Here is a 22,939-nt window from a genome sequence, read left to right on the forward strand (position 1 = left end):
TCAATAAGAAAGAATAATATGCAGCAACCTAAACTGGTCATCTTTGATTGCGATGGGGTATTGGTCGACACCGAAACCATAGCGAATGAAATCTTCTCGCAACAACTTGCCGAGCTTGGTATCGAAATGTCACCCGAACAGTGCCATAGGAAATTCACCGGCAAGACAATGGAGCGCTGCTTTGAAGAAGTGCAGCAGCTGACAGATCAAGAGCTACCGGATGATTGGGCCGATAAAGTTCGTGCCAGTGATATTGAAGCTTTTAAAGCTGGTGTTGATGCCATTCCTGGCGTTGAAGCTGTGATCCAGCAGTTACAAAGCGCAAATCTTCCATTTTGTGTAGGCTCTTCAGGGCGCTATGAGAAAATGAATGTTACGCTGGGAGCCTCAAAGCTTATCAAGTATTTTGAAAAACGGCTTTTTTCCGCACAAGACTGTAAAAACGGCAAGCCAGCACCAGATATCTTCCTATACGCTGCATTTTCTATGGGGAATAAGCCCGAGGATTGTGTTGTTATCGAAGACAGCTATCCAGGAGTTGAGGCCGGTGTTGCTGCAGGTATGAAGGTATTTGCCTATTGTGCAGACCCCATGACCGATCAAAACCGGATGCGTGATTTAGGGGGGATACCTTTTACAGATATGGCTGAGCTTCCGTTATTATTAGGCTTAAAGGCTGATGAAGGCGTGCAGAGCGACAGTTCAGAATAATATTTTAATATCGATACAGTATATTCGAAAATATGAAAACTAATGCCATGGCTTTCTTTGCTTATGGCATTTTTTCTATATAAAACACCTATTATAGAAAAATTTTCTATAACATTACCTATCCTTAGGTTAGCTAGTCTCGTTTCTTCAATTGGTGTCTCTTAATATCCCTACAACCAAAGATATTCAGTCTATAGATTCCAAGGAAGAGCGTGATGAGTTCATTCGAAAATGGTCGGGGCAAAATTTACAATAGCATTACAGAAACGATTGGTAACACACCGCTTGTACGGCTTGATAAGATCGCCAAGCAGCATGGTGTGAAGGCAAACATTCTTGCAAAACTAGAATTTTTTAACCCGATTTCCAGTGTGAAAGACCGTATCGGCGTTGCTATGGTGGAAGCTCTGGAAGCAGAAGGTAAAATCTCGCCCAATAAAACCACTTTGATTGAGCCAACCTCTGGTAATACCGGTATTGCCTTGGCTTTTGTTGCTGCTGCCAAGGGGTATCGCCTGATTTTGGTCATGCCTGAAACAATGTCTATAGAGCGGCGTAAAATGCTTAAGTTGCTCGGTGCAGAGCTGGTCCTGACAGAAGGTCCGAAAGGTATGAAGGGAGCGGTTCAAAAAGCTGAGGAACTCAATAAAGAAATTGAGAACTCAATCATACCGCAACAGTTCGAAAACCCTGCGAACCCTGAAATTCACCGCAATACAACAGCTGAAGAAATCTGGAACGATACACAAGGCCAAGTAGACGCTTTCGTCTCTGGTATTGGTACAGGTGGCACGATTACCGGTGTGTCGCAGGTACTCAAACAACGCAATCCAGAGGTAAAGGTGATTGCAGTTGAGCCGGAAGCCTCACCAATTCTCTCTGGTGGCGCACCCGGTCCCCATAAAATTCAAGGTATCGGTGCGGGCTTTGTGCCGGGCGTGTTGGACACGACAGTTTATGACGAAATCATTCAAATCGCTAATGACGATGCTTTTGCGACATCGCGTGAACTCGCCAAAACCGAAGGTGTACCTGTGGGGATTTCATCTGGCGCAGCCTTAAAAGCCGCAATTGAGCTTGGTCAACGTGATGAAATGGCTGGTAAAAACATTGTGGTTATTATTCCAAGCTTTGCAGAGCGTTATCTCTCAACCGCATTGTTTGATGGCCTGGAAGGCTAGGATCCAATAAACCTTGATCAAGACAAGGGTAGGCAATTCTTTTGCCTACCTTGGCGGCGTGCCGTTTTTATCCAGCACCTCTCCCGCTAAATAAAGCGAACCACCAATAAGCACACGTGGAGCTTCTGCCCCGTCTAGCGAGAAACCGCGAATTTCCTGCAAAGCACTTTCCAACGAAGAAACGGCGATGGCCTCAAGCCCTGTTTCCTGCGCATATTCACAGAGCTTTTCAGGTGAAATACCCACACTACTTGTTGTGATGGGAACACAAATAACCTTTTGCACAAGGCCATTAAACGCCGTGAAATAGCCCTGCGGGTCCTTTGTGTTGAGCATACCGCAAATCATGTAGGTTGGCCGCGATGCCTTTTCCTGTAAATCCGCAAGGAATAACGAAATAGCACGCCCCGCATCCGGGTTATGGCCACCATCAAGCCAAAGTTCACTGCGTAGCGGTAACTCGTCTACAATTGCCCCGTCAAAAATAGGCTGCAAACGTGCAGGCCACTTTGTTTCTTTCAATGCCTTGCTGATGATATCCGCATCATCTGGTTCGCGTAGCAAGCCGATTTCGCGCAGTGTTGCTAAGGCAAGGCTGGCATTTTGTAGCTGATGCAATCCGGCCAAACGCGGTGGGTTGAGGTCCATTAGGCCGTAATCATCTTGAAAAACAAGTGACCCGGCTTCTAGGTGGCCAGAAAAGTGTTGTTGGGCAATTTTCAAGCTGGCAGCTTGGCGTGCCGCTTGCCGCTCGATAACGGCCTCGACTTCTTCAACCTGCTCGGCACATATCACAGGTACACCATGCTTAATGATGCCTGCCTTTTCTTTGGCAATGCCAGAAAGGGCACTACCTAGAAAATTCTCATGATCACGCGATATCGGTGTAATCACACAGGCCGCAGGCTTTGCGACCACATTTGTGGCGTCATAAAGCCCGCCAAGGCCAACCTCTAAGATTAAATAGTCCGCAGGTTCTTGCGCAAAAATATGCAATGCCGTGGCTGTTGTGGCTTCGAAAAAAGTGATTTCCTCACCATTGTTAGCTTTTGCAACTTCATCAAGCGCTTTTAACAGACGTGTATCAGACACAAACGCACCGCTTACACCTAAACGAATACGTTCGTTGAAATTCACAAGGTGGGGAGATGTGTAAACATGTACCCGCTTATCTATAGCGCTCAATAATGCACGAATATACGCACCTGTTGAACCCTTGCCATTTGTACCGGCAATGTGAATGACAGGGGGTAGTTTGTCTTGGGGACGCCCCAAAGCTTCGAGCAAGCGATTCATTCTGTCCAAAGAAAGGTCGATTTCATTGGGGTGAAGAGCCATGAAACCGGCAAGTGATTCTTTCAAAGTGGACATATCGTGCTCTTGTTTCGCCATTATTCAAAAGGACAATAAAAAAGCCCGGCAAATTGCCGGACTTTGTTCATCAAGCGCAAAATAGATTTAAGCGCCAAAGCTTTCTTGACCAGCTTCACTTTGCGGTGCAGACAGCGCCAAAGTTTCTTTAGGAAGTTCTGGCAAAAGCGTTTCCCGCTTCATCAACAAGTTACAAAGCTGGGAAATGGTTTCTTTCATGTCGTGGCGATGCACAACCATATCCACCATACCATGGTCGCGTAGATATTCTGAACGCTGGAAGCCTTCAGGCAATTTTTCGCGAATGGTTTGTTCAATCACGCGCTGGCCAGCAAAGCCGATAAGTGCGCCCGGTTCGGCAATATGAACATCACCCAGCATAGCATAGGATGCAGTAACACCGCCGGTTGTCGGGTTCGTAAGCACCACAATGTAAGGCAAGCCGGCATCGCGTAGCATTTGCACAGCAACAGTAGTGCGTGGCAACTGCATGAGAGACAAAATACCCTCTTGCATCCGCGCGCCGCCGGAAGCTGCAAACATAACGAATGGTGTCTTGTTGGCTACAGCTGTTTCCATGCCGCAAATGATAGCTTCACCTGCAGCCATGCCAAGCGATCCACCCATAAAGGCAAAATCCTGAACAGCAGCAGTTAAGTCGTAGCCATTGACTTTACCTTTTGCCACCAGAACGGAATCTTCCAGCTCTGTTTTGGCTTTGGCATCCTTCAAACGATCTACATAGCGCCGTTGATCGCGAAATTTTAGCGGATCAACGGCGACTTCCGGGGTTTCAACTTTTTCAAAGTTGCCACCATCAAAGAAATACTCAAGCCGTTTTTTCCCCGCTATGCGCATATGGAAATTAGAATTAGGAACAACCCACTGGTTGGCTTCCAAATCACGGTGGAAGACCATTTCGCCAGATTCTGGGCATTTGATCCAAAGGTTTTCCGGCACGTCGCGCTTTTCAAGAAAGCTGCGGATTTTCGGCCGAACAAGGTTATTAATCCAGTTCACAGGCAGCCCGCCAGTTGTTGCTATTGTTATCAAATCATCGTGCCTGACCCTAACGCCAAGCAACTAAAAAATCAAAAGGCTATTTTGTGGCTCTATTTACGCCGCTGCGTAGTTCTTTAACCACATCCGTTACAGCTTGCAAGGTTGTGTCTGTTGCTTGCCCATTTTCATCAAGGCTTTTACGAACAGCTTCAACCAATACCGAACCAACAACAACGCCATCAGCATGCGCCCCAATGTCCTCTGCCTGCTTGGCGGTTTTAACCCCAAAGCCCACAGCAACCGGTAGCGACGTATGTGATTTAATTCTATTCACTGCCGTTGTTATTTCGCTGGTTTGCGCACCTTTTGCACCCGTAACACCGTTGACAGAAACGTAGTAAACGAAACCTGACGTATTTTCCAGTACTACGGGTAAACGTTTATCATCAGTTGTGGGTGTTGTTAGGCGAATGAAGTTCACCCCGGCTTTTAGCGCCGGTATACATAATTCATCATCAGCTTCCGCAGGCAAATCAACAACAATCAGCCCATCAACGCCAGAAGCTTTCGCTTCTTCAACAAATTTTGCGGGTTCACGAACAAAGATAGGGTTGTAATAACCCATTAAAACAATTGGGGTATCCTGATCTTGCTCTCTAAATTTACGCACCATGGCAAAGGTTTTTTCCATGGTATGCCCTTGCGCCAATGCCCGCTGGGTGGAAAGCTGAATAGGAACGCCCTCGGCCATTGGGTCTGAAAATGGCATGCCAAGTTCGATAATATCGCTACCAGCGGCAGGCAAAGCGTTAAGAATGGCCTGTGATGTTTCCAAGTCTGGATCACCAGCACTGATAAATGTAACGAGTGCGGCGCGTCCTTCTGCTTTAAGCTTTGCAAAGCGGCGATCAATTCGAGTTTCTGTCATATTTCCAGCCATGGCGAGTAGAATACTTAAACCTCATAGTGAGGTATATTGATGTAGAAGCCTAATACCTGTTCTGTCAATCAAACCACCTAATTTAAAGGAATAATTTATATCCGCAAATCCGAAGTTTTCTTCAAGAATTCATAGGCTGTAATTTCAAAACTATTACCTTTCTTCGCATAGTAAAATCAATTTAGACCAGTAAACCTTCAGATAACCATACAAACTATTAAGGCCAGAAATTATGCGGCTTCAGTAAAATACTAACCTGTCCGGTGTTTAGTTATCCCAAAAAACGGAGGTACAGGTGTACGACGCATTAAGCTGGCTTGCTCTTGGGATTGTTTTTTTTGTGTTTTTCGTTTTTGTCTATGGAATTGTGTTTATTCATGACATTCCAGCGAAAATCGCAGAAAAAAGACATCACCCACATGCTGATGCTATTCATGCGGCAGGGTGGGTATCGTTATTTACCTTGCATGCTTTGTGGCCGTTTTTATGGATTTGGGCCATGGCCTATCAGCCCAACCGCGGATTTGGTTTTGCTGCAGCAAAAGAAGGTGAAGAAAAATCACTAGATGAAAAACTCAGTGAGCTTGAAAGCCAAATGAGCAACCTTCAGCAAAAAATAAAAGAAAACAAGAAAGAGGGAGATCAGTTCTAATGGAAACCCTCATGCTGTTAACCTATGCAGCTCTTTGTGTGGTTGCATTTAAGGTGCTTAAAATACCAGTCACCGGATACACGGTTACAACAGCCTCGATTGGTGGCTTTTTATTGGTGGGGGCAATTATTGTTGCCATGAATTACAGCCACCCAACAGCAACAGTGGCACGTACTTTTTATCGAACCACACCAATTATTTCCACACATAGGGCACTGGTGGTCGATGTTTGGGTGAAGCCCAACACACTTCTTCATAAGGGAGAAAAGCTGTTTGCAGTTGACAGTTTTCCCTTTGAAACTCAGCTAAGAACGCTAAAAGCCCGCCGGGCACAAGTGGTTGCTGACTATGAGGGAAAGAAACAAGCACTTATAGAGGCAGAGGCACAAGTTAAAACGGCAAAGGCCTCTTTGGAGTTAGCGCGAATACGCTTTGATGACGCTCGAGACTTAGCGACAAAAGATGTTGGTACAGTTGCCGCAGTCCAATTTAGAGAGCAAGAATTAGAAAGCGCACTCGCGGCACTGCAAAGTGCATATGCAGCCAGAGAAACTGCCAGAATAACTGTGAATACAAAAGTTGCAGATGGTACAGTTGCTGAAATAGAAGAAATTGATGCGCTAATTGCAAAAGAAGAATGGAACATCAAGCATGCAACGATATTTGCTCCGGAAGATGGTTATGCGACTAATTTTGCAATAAAACCGGGGTTTATGGCGCGTCGTTTATTCCCCTCAATGGTGTTTATTAGCAAGCAACGCCGGGATGTTGTTGCAAGTTTTTTGCAAATTCATATGCAGCAGCTAAAACCGGGTGATGAAGTGGAAGTTGCTTTTATTGGTATTCCGGGAAGAATCTTCAAAGCGAAAATCTATCAGTTGGTCGACTACATCGCCGCAGGCCAACTCGAGCCTACTGGAACACTAATTGCGCCCGAAACACGTGCAGCTCCAGGGAGAATAAATGCGATAATAAGAATTGAAGATGATATGTCACAATTCGATTTGCCAGGCGGTGCATATGCGCATGTTGCTGTTTACACAGAAACACTTGTACCGCTGCAAATTATTCGCCGTATATTACTGCGTATGCAGGCGTGGTTGAACTACCTCTCATTCGACCACTAACGATAATGCAGCCGTTTTTTCTAGGCCCAATGAAAGCAAAGGGCCTAGAAAAATGGTGTGTTTACGAACCATAGCGGCTTTCTAAAAAGCCCATGATACGGCGTACATCGTGCAGTACCGGTTCGGCAATGGCACTGGCCCGCTCTGCGCCGTCCTTCAGCACCGCATCGATAGCTGAAGCATCGTTCATCAAACGGGTCATCTCGCCGTTCATAGGGGCGAGCTTCTCGACTGCCAGCTCAGAAAGCGCAGGCTTGAATGCCGAGAACTGCTGTCCGCCAAACTCGCTCAGCACATCCGCTTTGCTTTTGCCGGAAAGCGCAGCGTAAATGCCCACAAGATTATCGGCCTCGGCGCGACCTTCCAGCCCGTCAACTTCGCTTGGCAGCGCGTCAGGATCAGTCTTGGCTTTCTTGATTTTCTTGGCAATTGTGTCGGCATCGTCTGTTAGGTTGATGCGGGACAAGTCCGAAGGATCAGACTTGGACATCTTCTTATTGCCATCACGCAGGCTCATAATGCGGGTTGCTGGCCCTGCAATCATTGGCTCGGTCAAAGGAAAGTAAATTTCCTCCGGTGCCTCATGGCTTGGTTCAGGGTTCGGTACACCAAGGCCCAACTCCTTGATTTGATCGGCAAAGTCGTTGTTAAACTTCTGCGCAATGTCGCGGGTCAGCTCCAGATGTTGTTTTTGATCATCGCCAACCGGCACGTGCGTCGCCCGGTAAGCCAGAATGTCCGCTGCCATCAGGTTGGGATAGGCGAACAGACCAACAGAAGCATTTTCTGCGTGTTTTCCGGCTTTGTCCTTAAACTGCGTCATGCGTTTCAGCCAGCCCATACGCGCGACACAGTTGAAAATCCAAGCCAGTTCAGCGTGCTCACGTACTTGGCTCTGATTAAAGATAATTGCCTTTTTGGGGTCAATGCCGGCTGCCAGATAAGCTGCGGTAACTTCGCGCGTGGCGCGGGTCAGCTCTGCTGGGTCTTGCCATACAGTAATTGCATGTAAATCAACGACACAATAAATGGAAGGCATCTGGTCTTGCAAAGGCACAAAGCGTGAGATGGCACCAAGGTAGTTGCCAAGGTGTAAGTTACCGGTGGGTTGAACACCGGAAAAAACGCGACTTTGAATGGTCGTCATTGAATAATCCCTAGGTTACGGCCTGTTGGAAGGGCCTCAAGTGGGCTGGAAATTGCGTGGTTGTTATGGCGAGTTTGGCCGCTTTTCGCAAGTGCAGGCAGGTTCCACAGCTGGAAAAAATGGGAGTGCGCGTCATCGGCGCACTATGCGCTTCGTGTGCCCCAACAGATCAACAGCGCCGCTCAGCTGTACAAACAATGCAAATGAGGCAACGCCAACCAGCACCAGCGCCATAAGCGCCGCAAAGCGGACAGCAAAAACACCTTGCCACAGATAAGTCGCTAGGGCCCCCTCAAGCAAATACACAACCCCGCCCATCAATACGCTGGCCAGCAGTAACAGTGGCACCCGCCGCATCAGAGCCGCATCAAGCTGAAAGTGTCCTCGCCGCCACAAACTCACACCCAGCAGCGCAGCGTTTACCCAGCCCGCAGCTGCGGTAGCAACTGCAATACCTACATGGGAAAGCAATGGAAACAGTGCTAGCGAAAGCCCCACATTGACCACCATGGAAGCTGCTGCAAAGTGCATTGGCGTCTTGGTATCTTCACGCGCAAAATAACCTGGAGATAGCATCTTAATCAGCACAAATGCAGGCAAACCAAACGCAAAGGCGCGCAGAGCCGCTGCCGTTTGCGCCACAGCCTCAGCGCTGAAGGCCCCGCGCTGGAAAAGAACAGCCACGATTGCATCAGGGATAATCAGTAGGGCAAGCGTAGCTGGAAGCGTGAGCGCAAGCGCAAACTCCATAGATCGGTTTTGCGCGTGCAATGCTGCTTTGTGTTCGCCCGCGCGTAGTTGCTGGGTTAAGCTTGGCAGCAGCACCACCCCTATGGCAATGCCCACAACACCAAGTGGTAATTGATAGACCCTGTCGGCATAGTACAGATAAGAGTTGGCGCTCTCCTGCAACGAGGCGATAATCGTGCCCACAGTGACGTTTATCTGCGTGATCCCGCCCGCCAGAATTCCGGGCACACCAAGCACAAGTAGGCGCTTAACCCCTTTGGTAAAGCGTGGTCGCAACACCGGAACGGAAAAGCCAACCCGCCGCAAATCCACCAGCACCAAAAGCAGCTGCACCACGCCGGCAACAGCAACGCCCCAAGCGAGCAATATGCCGGTGCTGCGGTCTGAAAGATCGCCCAAAGCCCAAACAATCACAAAAACACAGATCATAACGACATTCAGCATCACCGGCGCCAGGGCAGCCATGAAAAAACGCCCAAGACTGTTCAAAATACCACTGACAAAGGCCAGGAGGGACATAAAGATCAGATAGGGAAAGGTGATGCGCGCCATAAGCGTGGTGAGTGCGAACTTGTCCGCTTCACTGCTATAGCCTGGCGCAAGAACCAACACCAACAGAGGCATAGCAATTTGTGCCAATGCCGTAATTAACAGCAAAACGCTTAGTAGCCCTGCCCCGACTTCACCGGCAAATTGCCGTGCGCCGCGCTGGCCTTCTTCTTCCAACTTACGGGCAAACAGCGGCACAAAGGCAGAGTTAAATGCCCCTTCCGCGAACAAGCGCCGAAACAGGTTGGGTAAGCGAAAGGCAACCACGAAAGCATCTGCTACCGGCCCAGTACCAACGGTTGCCGCCAGCATCACATCACGAATGAAGCCGAGCAGACGGCTTAACAGGGTTGCACTACCAACTTTGGCAAAGTTCTTTATCAGCTTGGACAATACATTTAACTCGCAATTTTGTGACGCGGCTTTTTAGTCCGATTGGCAGTTTTTTCAACCGGAACAGCATCGAATGCTGCCTTTAATCTCTTGCGAATATCATCTTGACGGCCAACATTGCTAATTTTTTGTCCCGTTAAGTCGGTTACATAAAAAACATCCACAACCCGCTCACCAAATGTCCCCACATGTGCAGAAGCAATGTTCAGGTTGAGCGATGACATCACAGTTGTTAAATCAAACAAGAGACCGGCACGATCAAGGCCTGTAATTTCTAAAACGGTATATTTTGCTGACCAAGAGTTGCTAAGTAATACGCTGGTTTCAAGTTTAAAGGTCCTCTTGTTTTTCGCAGCTTTCTTGTGGTTTCGCTTCGGTTCTGGAACAGGGGCTGTGCCACGTAAAGCATCACATATGTATTGACCAATCCGCTCACCCCGCCTCTTTTCGTCAGCATCTTCAGGTAGTTCGCGCCGAATACAGATTGTGTCCAAGGCTAACCCATCGGTCGTTGTGTCAATTTGTGCATCTACAATATTGGCACCTGCGGAAAAACAGGCCTGGGTGATAATAGACAAGAGACGCGGGTGGTCTGGCGCAAGAATAGTTATCTCGGTAACACCTTCAAAAGCATGTGGCTCCACAAGAGTTGCAAGGTGCTCGTTGCTTTGGTCAGTTGTTAAAATCAAATTGGCATGTTTGATTTTACGCTCCAAATCAACCCGTAACCAGTATGCCGGATAATGACGCTGTAAGTATTTTTTTCTTACGTCGTTCGGCCAATTTTTTAGTGCGTCATGGAGTTCTTGTTTGGCATGCTCAACGCGTTGACGGTGACTAAGGTTGCTATGACCGCCACTCAAAATGGTTTCGCTTTCGTAATAAAGGGTCCGCAGCAATTGGCCTTTCCAACCGTTAAACACACCGGGCCCCACAGCGCGGATGTCAGCTACAGTTAAAATTAGTAGCAGTTTCAAACGTTCAAGGCTCTGTACCTTCTGGCAAAAGTCCTTGATAGTTTGTGGGTCAGAAAGGTCACGAGACTGCGCAACTGTACTCATTTCAAGGTGGTGGGCGATTAACCAGACAACACTATCTGTTTCCGCAGCAGAAAGACCAAGCCGTGGGCATAGGCTGCGCGCCACTTTTGCACCAGCAACTGAATGATCCTCCGGCCGCCCTTTAGCTATGTCGTGCAGTAAAGTTGCAACATATAAAACGCGCCTGTTGGGAATTTCTTTGATGAGTTCGGTGGAAAGCGGGTGTTCATCACCACCCATACCGCGCTCAATTTCAGAAAGCACGCCAATAGAGCGTATGAGATGCTCATCAACCGTATAATGGTGATACATGTTGAACTGCATCATTGCCACGATACGGCCAAATTCGGGAATGAACTTGCCAAGCACACCCGCTTCATTCATGGCGCGCAAAACAGGTTCGGGATCATTACGAGAGCATAGTATTTTCAAAAAAATACGATTGGCTTGCTCATTTTTACGAAATTGAGGTGTAATGAGACGCCGAGACCAGCGAACAAGTTTGAGCAAATCGGGGTGAATATCTGCATTACATTTATCTATCAGATAAAAAACGCGTATTAGGTTAACTGGGTCCTTTTTGAAAATATCTTCATTTACAGCGACTATGCGGCCATTCGTAATTTGGAAATCGTTGCTGCCTTTAATCTTTTGTCTGCGCCCCCACTTTCCAGGAACGATAGATTCTAAAAAGCGTGAAATACCTGGCGCTGCTTTGGCATGCTTTTCTTCTAGCGAAGCGGCAAATATTCGTGTTAAATCGCCCACATCTTTTGCTACAAGAAAATAATGCTTCATGAAACGTTCAACGCTTCGCATCCCCGGGTGATCTGTATACCCAAGTCGGGTTGCTATTTCTTGTTGTACATCAAATGATAACCGTTCCTCAGGCCGTTTGCGGATAAAATGCAAATGGCAACGTACTGCCCATAAAAAGTCTTGGGCCTTGCGGAATCGATTCAATTGACGGCGCGAAAAAACACCTAGCTTGACCAGATCATTACCATTGCGGACACGGTAATAGTACTTACCTATCCAAAAAAGGGTATTGAGATCACGTAGCCCGCCTTTGCTTTCCTTTACATTGGGCTCGACCAGATAGCGTGACGCCCCTTGTCTTTCATGGCGTGCATCACGTTCTTCTAACTTAGCTGCAATAAACTCGGGGCCGGTTGCGGCCACAAGTTCTTTATCAAAGCGCTTTAGGAGGTTTTGATAGAGCTCTTGTTCACCACAAATATACCGCGCTTCTAAAATGGCTGTTCGGATGGTCATGTCGTCACGGGCATGGCGCAAGCATTCTTCAATATTGCGTGTTGCGTGCCCAACTTTTAGGCCCATATCCCAAAGAAGGTACAAAATATACTCAATGACCTGATCGCTCCAGGGAGTTTGTTTATAGGGCCATACGAATAAAAGATCCAAATCAGACTCAGGAGCCAAAGTACCACGACCATAGCCGCCAACAGCAATAACAGCTAGATGCTCAGCGGTACTTGGGTTTTTTATGGGGTATACCTTTGTTACTGCAAACTCATAGATGGCTGTAATGATTAAGTCTTGTAATAAGGAGAGGCGCTCAGCACAATGACGCCCTGCGCCATCTTCAAGTAATTGCTCTTCAATATGTTTTCTGGATTTTTGATAAAAATCCTTTAAGTGGGATAATAGGGCATTACGTAATTTAAGAGATTGTGCATTCTTATGATGGGCTAATAATTGATCAAACTCGCCCATTAATTGATCTGTGTCGATACATTGTTTTGCAATTAACGCTTCTGGCTTCATTTTCCCTGTCCATTTAAAAGGGCAATTTGACCAAGATTACCGAATGCTTAGAAAATAACCAAACTGAAAACTTAGGCATTTATGTGTTTGAATGCCTAAATATTGTCCTTGGCAGCAACCACACGTAATTGATGCAACAAATGCTCAAGCGAGCTGTCAGATAGTCCATTAATCTTTAGGGCGAGTTGATTAGTAAGCTCTGTTGCTTTGGGGTGTAGCCCGGCAGTATCAATTGTGATTTTTGGATTAGATATTTCGGCAAGGCGTTGCAGTTCTTCAGCTTCATCCCAAATCACATTAAAATAAGTTATAATCCGTTGCACCATATACCAAGTTGGCAAGCCACGTTTGCCATGCTCAAGGGCGGAAAGATACGCACTAGATACAGATAGCGCATCCGCCATCTCTTTCATTGTAATGTTACGCTTCTTTCTTAGTTCCCTAAGTTTGGTTCCAAAAGGGGTCATGGGTAATCTCTGGATGTTCCTTTGCGGCGTCGAATTCGTACATATAGCGCACCTTCGCCACCATCTTTAATATGGGCAATCTCATAACCAATAACATAATGACGCATATCAGGAAGTGACAACCATTGAGGAACCATACGCCGTAAAACACCGCGCCCTTCGCCGATATGGTGCAACCCGCCAGTGTAGCCCTTACCGGTAATAACCAGAACGATTGAGTGTCCCATAACTTGGCTTTGATGTAAAAAACCGCGCAGTCGCTCATAGGCTTGGTGCTGTGTCATGCCATGTAAATCAATCCGCCCGTCAAAAGAGCGCCCTTTGCTGCGAATAAGCTTTTTACGTTCCCGCCGAGAAAGAGGTGAAAGAGGAGGTGCACTGGGTTTATCGGGCTTTGCAGGTACATAAGGGGGTAAACCACTGCCATTTTTTGGGGTGGCTTTTGTCGTTTCACTTTTATTGACTAAAGAAGCTTTGGGGTCATGGCTAGCTTTGGGGATTGATTGAGTTAAAAAGTCAACTTCATTACCAAAGGCAAAAGGGACACGGTCTCGCTTTGTCGGCGTGAGTGTTGATGTAACTTTATGCCATAACTCCCGGTCACCTTTGCTGAGTGTCTTCCATGGTCTATTTTTTTTATTAGTATTCATTAACTTCGGCCATGGGTTTTAATGGTTAGATTACTCGGCTTTGGACGTAATTCGTAGAAGCTTGCTTTATGTTTGACGCTTCCGGCTAAATTTCCTGCCTTTGCTCCACTGCCAAAATAAATATCACCTCTTGCGCGTCCCTTAATGGCGGATCCTGTATCATGGGCAAGGAAAATTCGCCCGGTTTCAACGCTTTTAATTGTTTTGTCATCCCGAAGAAAAGGAAGCTTTCCAGAAACGAACACCAAAGAGCCATACGCGTGGTATTTAGGGTCAACAGCCAAACTACGAAGACTTTGTAAAGGAATGCCGGCAGCACCTGTTGGTTCACTACTTGTACTGGTGTTGTAATCAAGACTGAAAAATATATAGGACTGGTTTTGTCTAAGTAAATTATCGCGCTTTTCAGGGTTATTGATCAACCAGTTACGAATGGCTTGCATCGACATATCTGCAGAATTGATTTCGCCAGATGCAATTAAATGCTTGCCAATTGGAGTATACGGATGCCCGGATTTACCAGCATATTTGAGCTGTGCAACTCTACCATTTTTTAAACGTAGGCGTGCTGACCCCTGAATGGCGATAAAAAAAGCATCAATTGGGTTCTTCAAAAAAACCAGTTCAAGTTCTTTCCCTTTTAAGGCGCCATCCATGACTTCGCCGCGGCTGGGCAGCTGTTGCATATTACGGGGTAGGGAATAAAGAGGAACAGTATATTCGCTATCAGCGTGGAGAGAGGCTTCAATTACTGGCTGGAAATATCCTGTTACAAAACCGGCTTGTGTATTCTTATAAAAGTCGAAACTTGCTTCAAAAAACTTTTTCGCTTCATTTGCTGATAAGGAGCCACGCTTAATAATCGTATGGCATAACTGCTTAATGCCTTCATTTTTCTTTAGTGAACTATGCCTCTGCTTGCACTGTTGTCTAAGTGCTTTGTATGCTGCTGCATGGTTCTCATAGGCCCAGCCCGGTATCGCTTCAGGGAGCACTTTCAATAATAAACTCATACTTTGCTTTCCGTTGGCTATTGCAAAGCTGCTTCCCAAACAAAGTGCAAATAAAAAAGCGGTACCCACTTGCAAAAGCAAACTGAACCGCTTTTTGTTATCATTTAGCAAAAAACTACACAGCCTCGGTTGCCACCAAGAGCCAATTAGGATTGCTGCTGCCAATTTCACGCGCAAAGGTCCAGCGGTCGATTACTTCCGTCACTTGCGCTGGATCACCCTCGACAACCTCGCCTTGCTGGTTGCGTGTAGCAGTAATGAGCTGGCTTTTTAAGCGTAGGCTAATTTTGGCAAGGCCGTCCTTTTGCTCAACATTCGCGATCTCAATTTTATCAATACCAATAAAAACAGTTTCAACGCGCTCTTTCCGTTGTTCGCGTTCATCAATCGCTTTGACAAAACCATCAAAAACGTCCTGCGAGAGTAAGTTTTGTAGCGCTTTTTTATTACCCTCGGCAAAAGCCATAACGATCATTTCATAGGCGGCCTTAGCACCATCTAGAAATTCGCCAATATGGAATTGTGGTTCGACTTCAAGCAGCTCATGAAGTTGGTTGGAAATAGTGCTATCGCGTTGAGCAACTTTATCAATAGCTGTTTTGCAACGCTCTTTTATATCGTCAATGTTTACAGGTGCCTGTGCTTCCTCGGTACCAGGAAGTTGAATTACATTATCACCGGTAGTTTTGGCTTGTTCTTGCTTTTGCGCCTCGTTTTTCTCTTGCTGTTGCATTGAGAAGCGGTCGTATGGTGTTTGCTCATTACCCGTACGTTGCCCCAAAACAGACCGCAACTTAAGAAAAACTAATACTGCGATAATAAGCAGGGCGATATTATAGATGTCAAAAATGTCGTTCATGCCGCGATACCGAACGCTCCTGTTATCGTTGCGCTAATAAGCCTCACATAATCACTGTGAGAAGTTACCCTCATAGCTTGCTCTACATTATATATGTAGTTGCTGTCACTAATTTAAGGTTTCTTTATAGCAGTTCCACCAGTCTTTCTTGTTATACTGATTGTCCTGTGGCCAAAATCACATTGTATTAGCCAATTTGACTTATATCACATTGCAATTCTGTTTGGCGGACAAATATAATGTAACATTGTAAATAACTGGTACCAATTACCCAAAAAACAAGGCGCTCCCATGTCCGCACCATTTGTAATGCTCGCAGCATTCATTCTTATTCCTACAGTGGAAATCTATACGTTCGTACAGGTTGGTAGCGAAATTGGTGCATTAACAACGATTTTAATAACGGTGCTCACGGCTATTGCTGGCACTATACTGCTACGTACACAGGGCCTGTCTCTCTTGATGCGAATAAATGGTGAGATGAATGCAGGCAGAGTACCAAACGAAGAGTTATTCCACGGCGCGTTTATCGTCCTTGCAGGTATTATGCTTTTAATACCGGGCTTTATTAGCGATACACTTGGCCTGGTTCTTTTTATACCCGCTGTACGCTCGGCTATTATTGCAACCATGAAAAAGAACATAAAAGTTCGTGAAGTTAATATAAAAATGCAAGGTGGTGACCGTAACAGCAATCAAAGCAATCGTGACAATCATAAAACAATTGATTTGCAAGAGAGCGAATGGCATCGAGATACTGATAATAACGATGATGAAAGCCCTTGGAAAAAGTAGCCTTTGGCTAATGCAAGGATGATTTGGAAAACACATTAACAATAATCACGCCAACAAGAATAAAGCCAAGTCCAATAATTGCAGGAATATCAAGTGTTTGTCCGAAAAAAGAATATCCGATTGAGCTGATAAGCAAAATGCCAAGGCCACTCCAAATGGCATAGGCAATACCCACCGGAAAGCTGCTAAGTGAGATGGATAGGAAATAAAACGAGGCCGCATAACAAACGGTAACACCAATTGAAGGTAAGAGGCGGCTAAACTGTTCTGAAACAGTTAAAAGTGATGTGCCAGCAACTTCCATGATTATTGCGAGACCAAGTGAGAGATAGGCCGTTAATGTGACTTTCATTTTACTCTTTCAATTAATGCTTTCAGACCTGTGATAATACATACATCAATGAAAAATTGACCATTTGTCTTCAAAGGATCCTTGTAAAACTATTTTATAATAGTGGGCAAGTAGCCCTAGTATCACACCACTTGTGAAAGGATAATGACATTATATGGTTACCTTATCCCGTTGGTGGGTCTTGCTTTTTATAAGTCTCCTATACCTTACTGTAGCAATTGGTAATGCGCGAGCTAAGGAAGAAAATCACAACAAATTTCACTCGGTAATTAAGGCAACGACGAATGAAAACACCGAGAGAAATTTAAAAAAAATCCCGCAAAGAAGGGATATACAAGCAATTGACCTTCTTAAATCCTCACTACTGAAGCTTGAGCAACAAAAAGCGATGAAGCTAGATGTTTTTGTGAGTGATGAGAGGGTGTTTAAAGGTAATATTCCAATAAATTTCGTCTACGAATATCAAGTAGCCGTCGAGGGCGATAGTAAGATACGCCTCACATTCCCAAAAGCAAGTGGCAAGGGTATTTTGATTTATGCGCATGGTATCGTGACATATTTTGATGCCAAACGTAATTTGTACACTCAGGGAAATTATGAAGGCACCCTGGGAGGATTGATGGATGAGCTTTCCTACCAGTTCCAGTTACGTCTACCCGGTGTTGAGCTCCTAAAGCGAAATACCAGCAATGTTATAGATAACTACACGCAATCAGCCTTTTACATTGGCCGCGAGAAAATAATTGAGGGCATCGCTCATCACCTTGCTTTTTTTAATAAGGAAATTGACTGGCAAATCTGGATAGATGAACGCACACTGCTGCCATTGTATGTAATCTTGACCCACAAGCACTTGAAGGGTCAACCACAAACACATTTGCACTACAAGAATTGGTATCTCGGTAACACGCTTAATGAGGACTTGTTTGAGTTTATTCCTCCAGATGGCGCTGTTGATTATGGACAATTTAGATCTCGTATAATCGACAGCTTAAAAGAGAAAAAAAACAATGCTGAATAGTGGTATTATGCTCTTTTAATTGTCAGCGCTGGCGGGCATGATCGCACCATGTCAAAAACAAGTCTTGCCCCCGCTCTTAACGAGAACGATCACCTGATTTTGGTGGATGGTTCTACCTTCATTTTTCGCGCCTATCATGCGCTACCCCCACTCACACGTAAACCGGATGGTCTTCCTATTGGCGCGGTCTCCGGGTTTTGCAACATGCTATGGAAGCTATTGCAATCGGGTTTTGAAAAAGAAACTGGTCACGCCACAACACACTTGGCAGTTATCTTTGATAAATCGGGCAAAACATTTCGCAACGACTTTTATCCAGACTACAAAGCGCATCGCCCACCGCCACCGGAAGACCTGATCCCGCAATTTGGCCTTATTCGAGAAGCTACGCGAGCATTTAATGTCCCGGCCATTGAGCAGGAAGGCTATGAGGCAGACGACTTGATCGCCACATATGCGCGCCAAGCGGCAGCGCAAGGGGCGAAGGTAACTATTGCGTCGGGCGATAAAGATCTCATGCAGCTGGTGACCGATAAAATCGGCATGGTTGATACCATGAAAAACAAAGTAATTAGCTTTCCTGAAGTCGAAGAAAAATTTGGCGTGGCACCGGATAAGGTGGTGGAAGTCCAATCGCTTGCCGGCGATAGCGTGGATAATGTGCCGGGTGTACCGGGCATTGGACTTAAAACTGCTGCGCTTTTAATCAACGAATATGGTGATCTGGAAAACCTTCTGTCCAGCGCTGAAGGGATTAAACAAAAAAAACGCCGCGAAAACCTTATTGAATTCGCCGAGCAGGCCCGCATTTCATGGCGTTTGGTTAAGCTGGAAGAAAACGTACCAGTAGAAACACCGGTTGAAGATTTTTCTGTTGCCGAGCTCGATGGTGCTAAAGCAATCGGTTTTTTAAAAGCCATCGGGCTGAACACGCTCACCCGTAAAGTTGCCGAGATTACAGCTACGGATGTGGCGCAAATAGAACCAATCGAGATTGAAATTGCCGGTTGGGCTACTGTACCAACTGAGACACAACAGGAAGAAACAGCCACGCAGGGCAATAGCGCTTCAGCAAGCTGGACAGCTTCACAAGTAGCTGCACAAGCCCAAGCCGAGCAAGCAGCTATTCCCGTTGATACACAAAGCTACGAAACAGTTTCAACACTGGCACAACTGCAACAATGGGTCGACGCAGCCATTGCTCAAGGTTATGTGGCTGTTGATACTGAAACAACATCGCTAGATGCGATGCAGGCAGAACTGGTGGGTGTTTCATTGGCGTTGGCGCCGGGCAAGGCCTGCTACATTCCGCTGGCCCATGTTGATGGTGAAGGGGATTTGCTAGGTGGTGGTGGTTTGCTGCCCGGCCAAATTGCCATGAATGAAGCCCTACCGGTTCTCAAAGGCCTTTTGGAAAATCCAGCGGTTTTAAAAATCGCCCAGAATCTGAAATATGATTGGCTGGTCCTTTCCAGATACAACATCACAGTCACCCCCTACGACGATACCATGTTGCTTTCCTATGCACTGGATGCTGGCCGAGGCGGCAATGGCATGGACGAGTTGTCCGAGCGCTGGCTGAACCACAAACCCATTCCGTTTAAAGAGGTGTGCGGCTCTGGTAAGTCGATGATCACCTTCGATAAGGTACCAATTGAAAAGGCGGTGGCATACGCAGCTGAAGATGCAGATGTTACCTTGCGTCTCTGGCATATATTGAAAAAGCGTTTGCCTGCCGAGCAAGTCACAACAGTTTACGAGCGCTTGGAACGGCCAATGGTTCAGGTGCTGGGAACTATGGAAAAACGCGGTGTCAGTATCGACCGGCAAATGCTATCTCGCTTGTCTGGTGATTTTGCCCAAAAAGCAGCAGCGCTAGAATCTGAAATTCACAGTTTGGCTGGTGAAAACTTCAATATCGCCAGCCCCAAACAACTAGGGGAAATTCTCTTTGGCAAAATGGGGCTTCCCGGCGGTAAAAAAACCAAAACAGGTGCATGGTCTACTTCTGCCCAAGTACTGGATGATTTGGCCGCTCAGGGCCATGAAATGCCAAGCCGTATTGTTGAATGGCGCCAGCTGGCAAAGCTGAAATCAACCTACACCGATGCGCTGCCCGGCTTTATCAATAATGAAACTGGCCGTGTTCATACTTCCTACTCTCTGGCCTCGACGACAACCGGACGCTTGTCGTCTTCCGAGCCGAACCTGCAAAACATTCCGGTGCGTACAGAAGATGGCCGTAAAATCCGTCAGGCATTTGTAGCGGGTGCAGGTAATAAGCTGATTTCAGCAGATTACAGCCAAATTGAATTGCGTGTTCTGGCTCACATGGCAGATATCCCGCAGCTAAAGAACGCATTTGCTGATGGTCTGGACATTCATGCCATGACCGCCTCGGAAATGTTTGACATGCCGATTGAGGGGATGGACCCCATGGTGCGCCGACAGGCTAAAGCCATCAACTTCGGTATTATCTATGGGATTTCAGCCTTTGGCTTAGCCAATCAGCTAGGTATCTCGCGCGGTGAAGCGAGTGATTATATCAAAATGTACTTCCAGCGCTTCCCAGGCATTCAGGAGTATATGGAGGAAACAAAGAAGTTTGTGCACGCCAATGGTTATGTCGAAACCATATTTGGACGCCGTGCACACTATCCCGATGTGAACACTAAAAATCCCAATATGCGTCAGTTCTATGAGCGTGCAGCAATTAATGCCCCCATACAGGGTTCGGCGGCCGATATTATTCGCCGCGCTATGATGCGCATGGATCAAGCGCTTTTAGACGCCAATTTGGAAGCGCTGATGCTGTTGCAAGTGCACGATGAATTGATTTTCGAACTGCCGGAAGCGCAAGTTGACGCCACCATTCCGGTTGTAAAAGCCATAATGGAAAATGCGTGCGAGCCAGTACTTCAACTCTCTGTTCCGCTTAAGGTTGACGCGCAAGCTGCTAGTAACTGGGACGAGGCACATTAGCTTCTATAAAAAATAACCTCAAACAAAAAACCCCGGTGTTTGGCCGGGGTTATTTAATTTTCGCAGCGATTTATTTAGTTCAAAGCGTTACGAATTACTTTTGCCGAAGCCCTTGCCGCGCGGCGCAGTTTTTTAAGCTCTTTTTTGGTGAATTTGTCCCGCAATGCATAAAGCTGTGCGGTCATCTTGTAGGTATTTGTTTTGCCAAAGGTGCAAGAGGTAAGCCCTTCAGTCAAATGGTTACAAGGGACACCAGCTGAGAACAACATTTTGTTGCCATCAATATCTTTTGCATCATCCACATCGCCATCATCCATCGGTGCTATCATAATATCATCCGAAAGGTGTTGGGCTTCAATCAACACTTGGTTGGCCTGCATACCAGTTACAAGCAAAATGGCATCTACATTTCCATGTACCAACTCTTCTAAAGCGAGTTCGGCATCATCTTCTTCTGTGGCAATCGTAACCTCGCCATAGTCGCTATCCTCAGCAACTAGGTTCGCCCAAGTTGCCGCCGCACCAGAAGCATAAACATCCCCCACAACAATTTTTGCTTCTTTCCCGTAACTTTCTAAATCACTTAGCTCATTAACTTTCCCATCTCTATGGGTTAGCAAGATAATATACTCGTCATGCAATGAGGCGAGTGTCATGAGCCGTTTGGCCTCAACGGGTTCTTCACGTTTTAAGTTGGCAATTACATCAGGTTGGGCAAGAAATACTTCGCACTCATCATTGAGTGCCATATCCTTGTTACCGATAGAGCCCCCAGTGTCGAAGAGCACCTCGCTATCTAAACCCGCACGTTCCAATGCCTTTTGGTACATGAGTGCGGCTTGATGATAACTGCCGTTTTCAGAACCTGAACAAATACGAATTTTCGTCTCTGCCAAGCTTTGTACTGAATAAATACTGGCTGCTAGCCCTATGGCAACAGCTACGAAACTACGAAAAGACTTCATATCTTTGGCTCTCTGCATATAGCTTCAAGTAATATAAATATTTATATTGATTATCTGATTGCTCAGTGTGAACCCTTAATATTTAATATGACGAAGTTATGATTTAAATACGTACTAGTAAAATAGATATTTTTTTAGTAATGAGGTTTTTCTATATCAATAGTGATTAATACATACAAATTAAACAGCGGTGAAAATAGAAGTAAATATAATATAAAATTTACATGAAAATGAACCGGTCGGTAAACATGTTTTATTATGTATGTACCGATCAGTAAACTATAAGATACTAGAACAATAAAGGTTTTCGCTGTTAAAGTAATGAATAAAAAAGTAGGGTTTGTGAAAGGATATTTTGCTAAGAGATTAATAAAATTCATAATCAAGAATCCTTGGGAGAAACAAGTGCGGCCGACAAAACGAGATCTGCTTATCAGCTCTGCCCTCAAGGTTTTTTATCAAAACGGTTTTAGCGCGACTGGAATGGACGAGTTGGCAGAAAAGGTCGGCATTTCCAAAACATCAATATACAATCATTTTAATTCAAAAGATGAACTCATAGCGGCAACTTTAAAGTTGAGAGACCATAATTTCCGTAGGTGGCTCAAGCAAAGAGTTAAGCAACTTGCTTCAACACCAAGTGGGCAACTACTCGCCGTTTTCGATGCATTGGAGGAATGGTTTCAAGACCCTGCCTTTAAAGGCTGTATGCTGGTAAAAGCTGTCTCTGAGTTTCAAAAGGATGATAGCTTTGCTAAGGTAATTGCCAAAGATAACAAGCAAGATTTATTGAATTATTACCATAGTTTGGCAATTGAGGCTGACTTTAAACAACCGGCAATGATCGCAAGACAAATACTTATCCTACAAGAAGGGGCAATTGCTTCGGCGCAAGTCGGCACTTTTAAAGGCGCGGCGGAAGATGCCCGCTTTGCAGCAGCTTTACTCATCAATAATGCCAAGCAAGAAAAAGCAGCGCTTTCTTTAACCCTTCCCAAAAAGCGTTTGGAAGAAACCGCAACTTATGTGCCTAAGGTGACTATGGCATCAACTGAAGAGCCAATTGATGCCAAGGATGAAGATCTCATGGAGCCTGAGACACAAAAGCAACTTTCCGATAATTTTGAAGATATTGCTTGGCCGATGAATGCCGCTAATAGCAAGTAGCTAAGCCAAACCAGAAT

The 22,939-nt window shown here is 45.8% G+C and carries 20 protein-coding genes; 8 read left to right on the plus strand and 12 right to left on the minus strand.

Annotated features, from left to right (window positions below; all coding sequences use genetic code 11):
- Positions 1-18 precede the first annotated feature (18 nt).
- Both AYK67_RS07640 and cysK read left to right on the plus strand, forming a co-directional pair.
- Positions 19-711, plus strand: coding sequence for an HAD family hydrolase (locus AYK67_RS07640; RefSeq protein WP_068084516.1), 693 nt, complete (start codon positions 19-21; stop codon positions 709-711).
- A gap of 215 nt (positions 712-926) precedes the next feature.
- Positions 927-1,892 carry a cysteine synthase A gene (gene cysK / locus AYK67_RS07645; protein WP_068084519.1) on the plus strand — a complete coding sequence of 322 codons (966 nt, stop codon included), beginning with the start codon at positions 927-929 and terminating at the stop codon, positions 1,890-1,892.
- Positions 1,893-1,937: 45 nt separating this feature from the next.
- Here cysK and AYK67_RS07650 read toward each other — a convergent pair whose 3' ends face one another.
- The 3 genes from AYK67_RS07650 to trpA form a co-directional block, all read right to left on the minus strand.
- On the minus strand, positions 1,938-3,263 hold the full coding sequence (locus AYK67_RS07650; protein ID WP_068084523.1) for a bifunctional folylpolyglutamate synthase/dihydrofolate synthase: 1,326 nt from the start codon (positions 3,261-3,263) through the stop codon (positions 1,938-1,940).
- Between the two features lie 87 nt (positions 3,264-3,350).
- Positions 3,351-4,283: an acetyl-CoA carboxylase, carboxyltransferase subunit beta gene (accD, locus tag AYK67_RS07655; RefSeq protein WP_068085315.1), complete on the minus strand. Its 933-nt coding sequence runs from the start codon at positions 4,281-4,283 to the stop codon at positions 3,351-3,353.
- 79 nt (positions 4,284-4,362) lie between these two features.
- Complete coding sequence (gene trpA, locus AYK67_RS07660; RefSeq protein ID WP_068085318.1) at positions 4,363-5,193, minus strand: tryptophan synthase subunit alpha; 831 nt, start codon at positions 5,191-5,193, stop codon at positions 4,363-4,365.
- 307 nt (positions 5,194-5,500) lie between these two features.
- Between trpA and AYK67_RS07665 the strand changes: the two genes are divergently transcribed.
- Both AYK67_RS07665 and AYK67_RS07670 read left to right on the plus strand, forming a co-directional pair.
- Positions 5,501-5,857, plus strand: coding sequence for a DUF3302 domain-containing protein (locus AYK67_RS07665; RefSeq protein WP_068084527.1), 357 nt, complete (start codon positions 5,501-5,503; stop codon positions 5,855-5,857).
- Entirely contained in the window at positions 5,857-6,984 is a 1,128-nt protein-coding gene (locus AYK67_RS07670) for an HlyD family secretion protein (protein ID WP_068084529.1), read from the plus strand. Before AYK67_RS07665 ends, AYK67_RS07670 begins: the two co-directional genes overlap by 1 nt.
- Before the next feature lie 61 nt (positions 6,985-7,045).
- Here AYK67_RS07670 and trpS read toward each other — a convergent pair whose 3' ends face one another.
- The 7 genes from trpS to AYK67_RS07705 form a co-directional block, all read right to left on the minus strand.
- The gene (gene trpS / locus AYK67_RS07675) at positions 7,046-8,131 is read right to left on the minus strand and encodes a tryptophan--tRNA ligase (RefSeq protein ID WP_068084533.1); all 1,086 of its coding nucleotides are present in this window, start codon (positions 8,129-8,131) and stop codon (positions 7,046-7,048) included.
- Positions 8,132-8,263: 132 nt separating this feature from the next.
- The gene (gene murJ, locus AYK67_RS07680; RefSeq protein WP_208976237.1) at positions 8,264-9,823 is read right to left on the minus strand and encodes a murein biosynthesis integral membrane protein MurJ; all 1,560 of its coding nucleotides are present in this window, start codon (positions 9,821-9,823) and stop codon (positions 8,264-8,266) included.
- A gap of 5 nt (positions 9,824-9,828) precedes the next feature.
- On the minus strand, positions 9,829-12,651 hold the full coding sequence (locus tag AYK67_RS07685) for a [protein-PII] uridylyltransferase (RefSeq protein WP_082735703.1): 2,823 nt from the start codon (positions 12,649-12,651) through the stop codon (positions 9,829-9,831).
- A 95-nt stretch (positions 12,652-12,746) separates the two neighbouring features.
- Positions 12,747-13,118 carry a helix-turn-helix domain-containing protein gene (locus AYK67_RS07690; RefSeq protein WP_068084536.1) on the minus strand — a complete coding sequence of 124 codons (372 nt, stop codon included), beginning with the start codon at positions 13,116-13,118 and terminating at the stop codon, positions 12,747-12,749.
- Positions 13,115-13,768 carry a Smr/MutS family protein gene (locus tag AYK67_RS07695; RefSeq protein ID WP_068084540.1) on the minus strand — a complete coding sequence of 218 codons (654 nt, stop codon included), beginning with the start codon at positions 13,766-13,768 and terminating at the stop codon, positions 13,115-13,117. The genes AYK67_RS07690 and AYK67_RS07695 overlap by 4 nt, the downstream gene beginning before the upstream one ends.
- Positions 13,768-14,952, minus strand: coding sequence for a murein transglycosylase A (mltA, locus tag AYK67_RS07700; RefSeq protein ID WP_162265091.1), 1,185 nt, complete (start codon positions 14,950-14,952; stop codon positions 13,768-13,770). Before mltA ends, AYK67_RS07695 begins: the two co-directional genes overlap by 1 nt.
- Entirely contained in the window at positions 14,897-15,640 is a 744-nt protein-coding gene (locus AYK67_RS07705; protein ID WP_068084544.1) for a Tim44/TimA family putative adaptor protein, read from the minus strand. The genes mltA and AYK67_RS07705 overlap by 56 nt, the downstream gene beginning before the upstream one ends.
- A gap of 291 nt (positions 15,641-15,931) precedes the next feature.
- On the opposite strand from AYK67_RS07705, the gene AYK67_RS07710 reads away from it, so the two are divergent.
- Positions 15,932-16,435: an FxsA family protein gene (locus AYK67_RS07710; RefSeq protein WP_068084547.1), complete on the plus strand. Its 504-nt coding sequence runs from the start codon at positions 15,932-15,934 to the stop codon at positions 16,433-16,435.
- A 7-nt stretch (positions 16,436-16,442) separates the two neighbouring features.
- Here AYK67_RS07710 and AYK67_RS07715 read toward each other — a convergent pair whose 3' ends face one another.
- Positions 16,443-16,787, minus strand: a complete 345-nt coding sequence (locus AYK67_RS07715; RefSeq protein WP_068084551.1) for an SMR family transporter — start codon at positions 16,785-16,787, stop codon at positions 16,443-16,445.
- Positions 16,788-16,941: 154 nt separating this feature from the next.
- Here AYK67_RS07715 and AYK67_RS07720 point away from each other — a divergent pair, with 154 nt between their 5' ends.
- Positions 16,942-17,808 carry a DUF2092 domain-containing protein gene (locus tag AYK67_RS07720; RefSeq protein ID WP_068084554.1) on the plus strand — a complete coding sequence of 289 codons (867 nt, stop codon included), beginning with the start codon at positions 16,942-16,944 and terminating at the stop codon, positions 17,806-17,808.
- A 48-nt stretch (positions 17,809-17,856) separates the two neighbouring features.
- A complete protein-coding gene (gene polA, locus AYK67_RS07725) occupies positions 17,857-20,790 on the plus strand; it encodes a DNA polymerase I (RefSeq protein WP_068084557.1) in 2,934 nt (977 codons plus the stop codon).
- Positions 20,791-20,864: 74 nt separating this feature from the next.
- Here the strand turns inward: polA and AYK67_RS07730 are convergent, their stop codons facing one another.
- Complete coding sequence (locus tag AYK67_RS07730; protein WP_156453085.1) at positions 20,865-21,755, minus strand: TAXI family TRAP transporter solute-binding subunit; 891 nt, start codon at positions 21,753-21,755, stop codon at positions 20,865-20,867.
- Positions 21,756-22,160: 405 nt separating this feature from the next.
- Here AYK67_RS07730 and AYK67_RS07735 point away from each other — a divergent pair, with 405 nt between their 5' ends.
- On the plus strand, positions 22,161-22,922 hold the full coding sequence (locus AYK67_RS07735) for a TetR/AcrR family transcriptional regulator (RefSeq protein WP_082735704.1): 762 nt from the start codon (positions 22,161-22,163) through the stop codon (positions 22,920-22,922).
- Positions 22,923-22,939: the final 17 nt, after the last annotated feature.

Source organism: Polycladidibacter stylochi, assembly GCF_001562055.1.
Classification (GTDB): Bacteria; Pseudomonadota; Alphaproteobacteria; order Rhizobiales; family Stappiaceae; genus Pseudovibrio; species Pseudovibrio stylochi.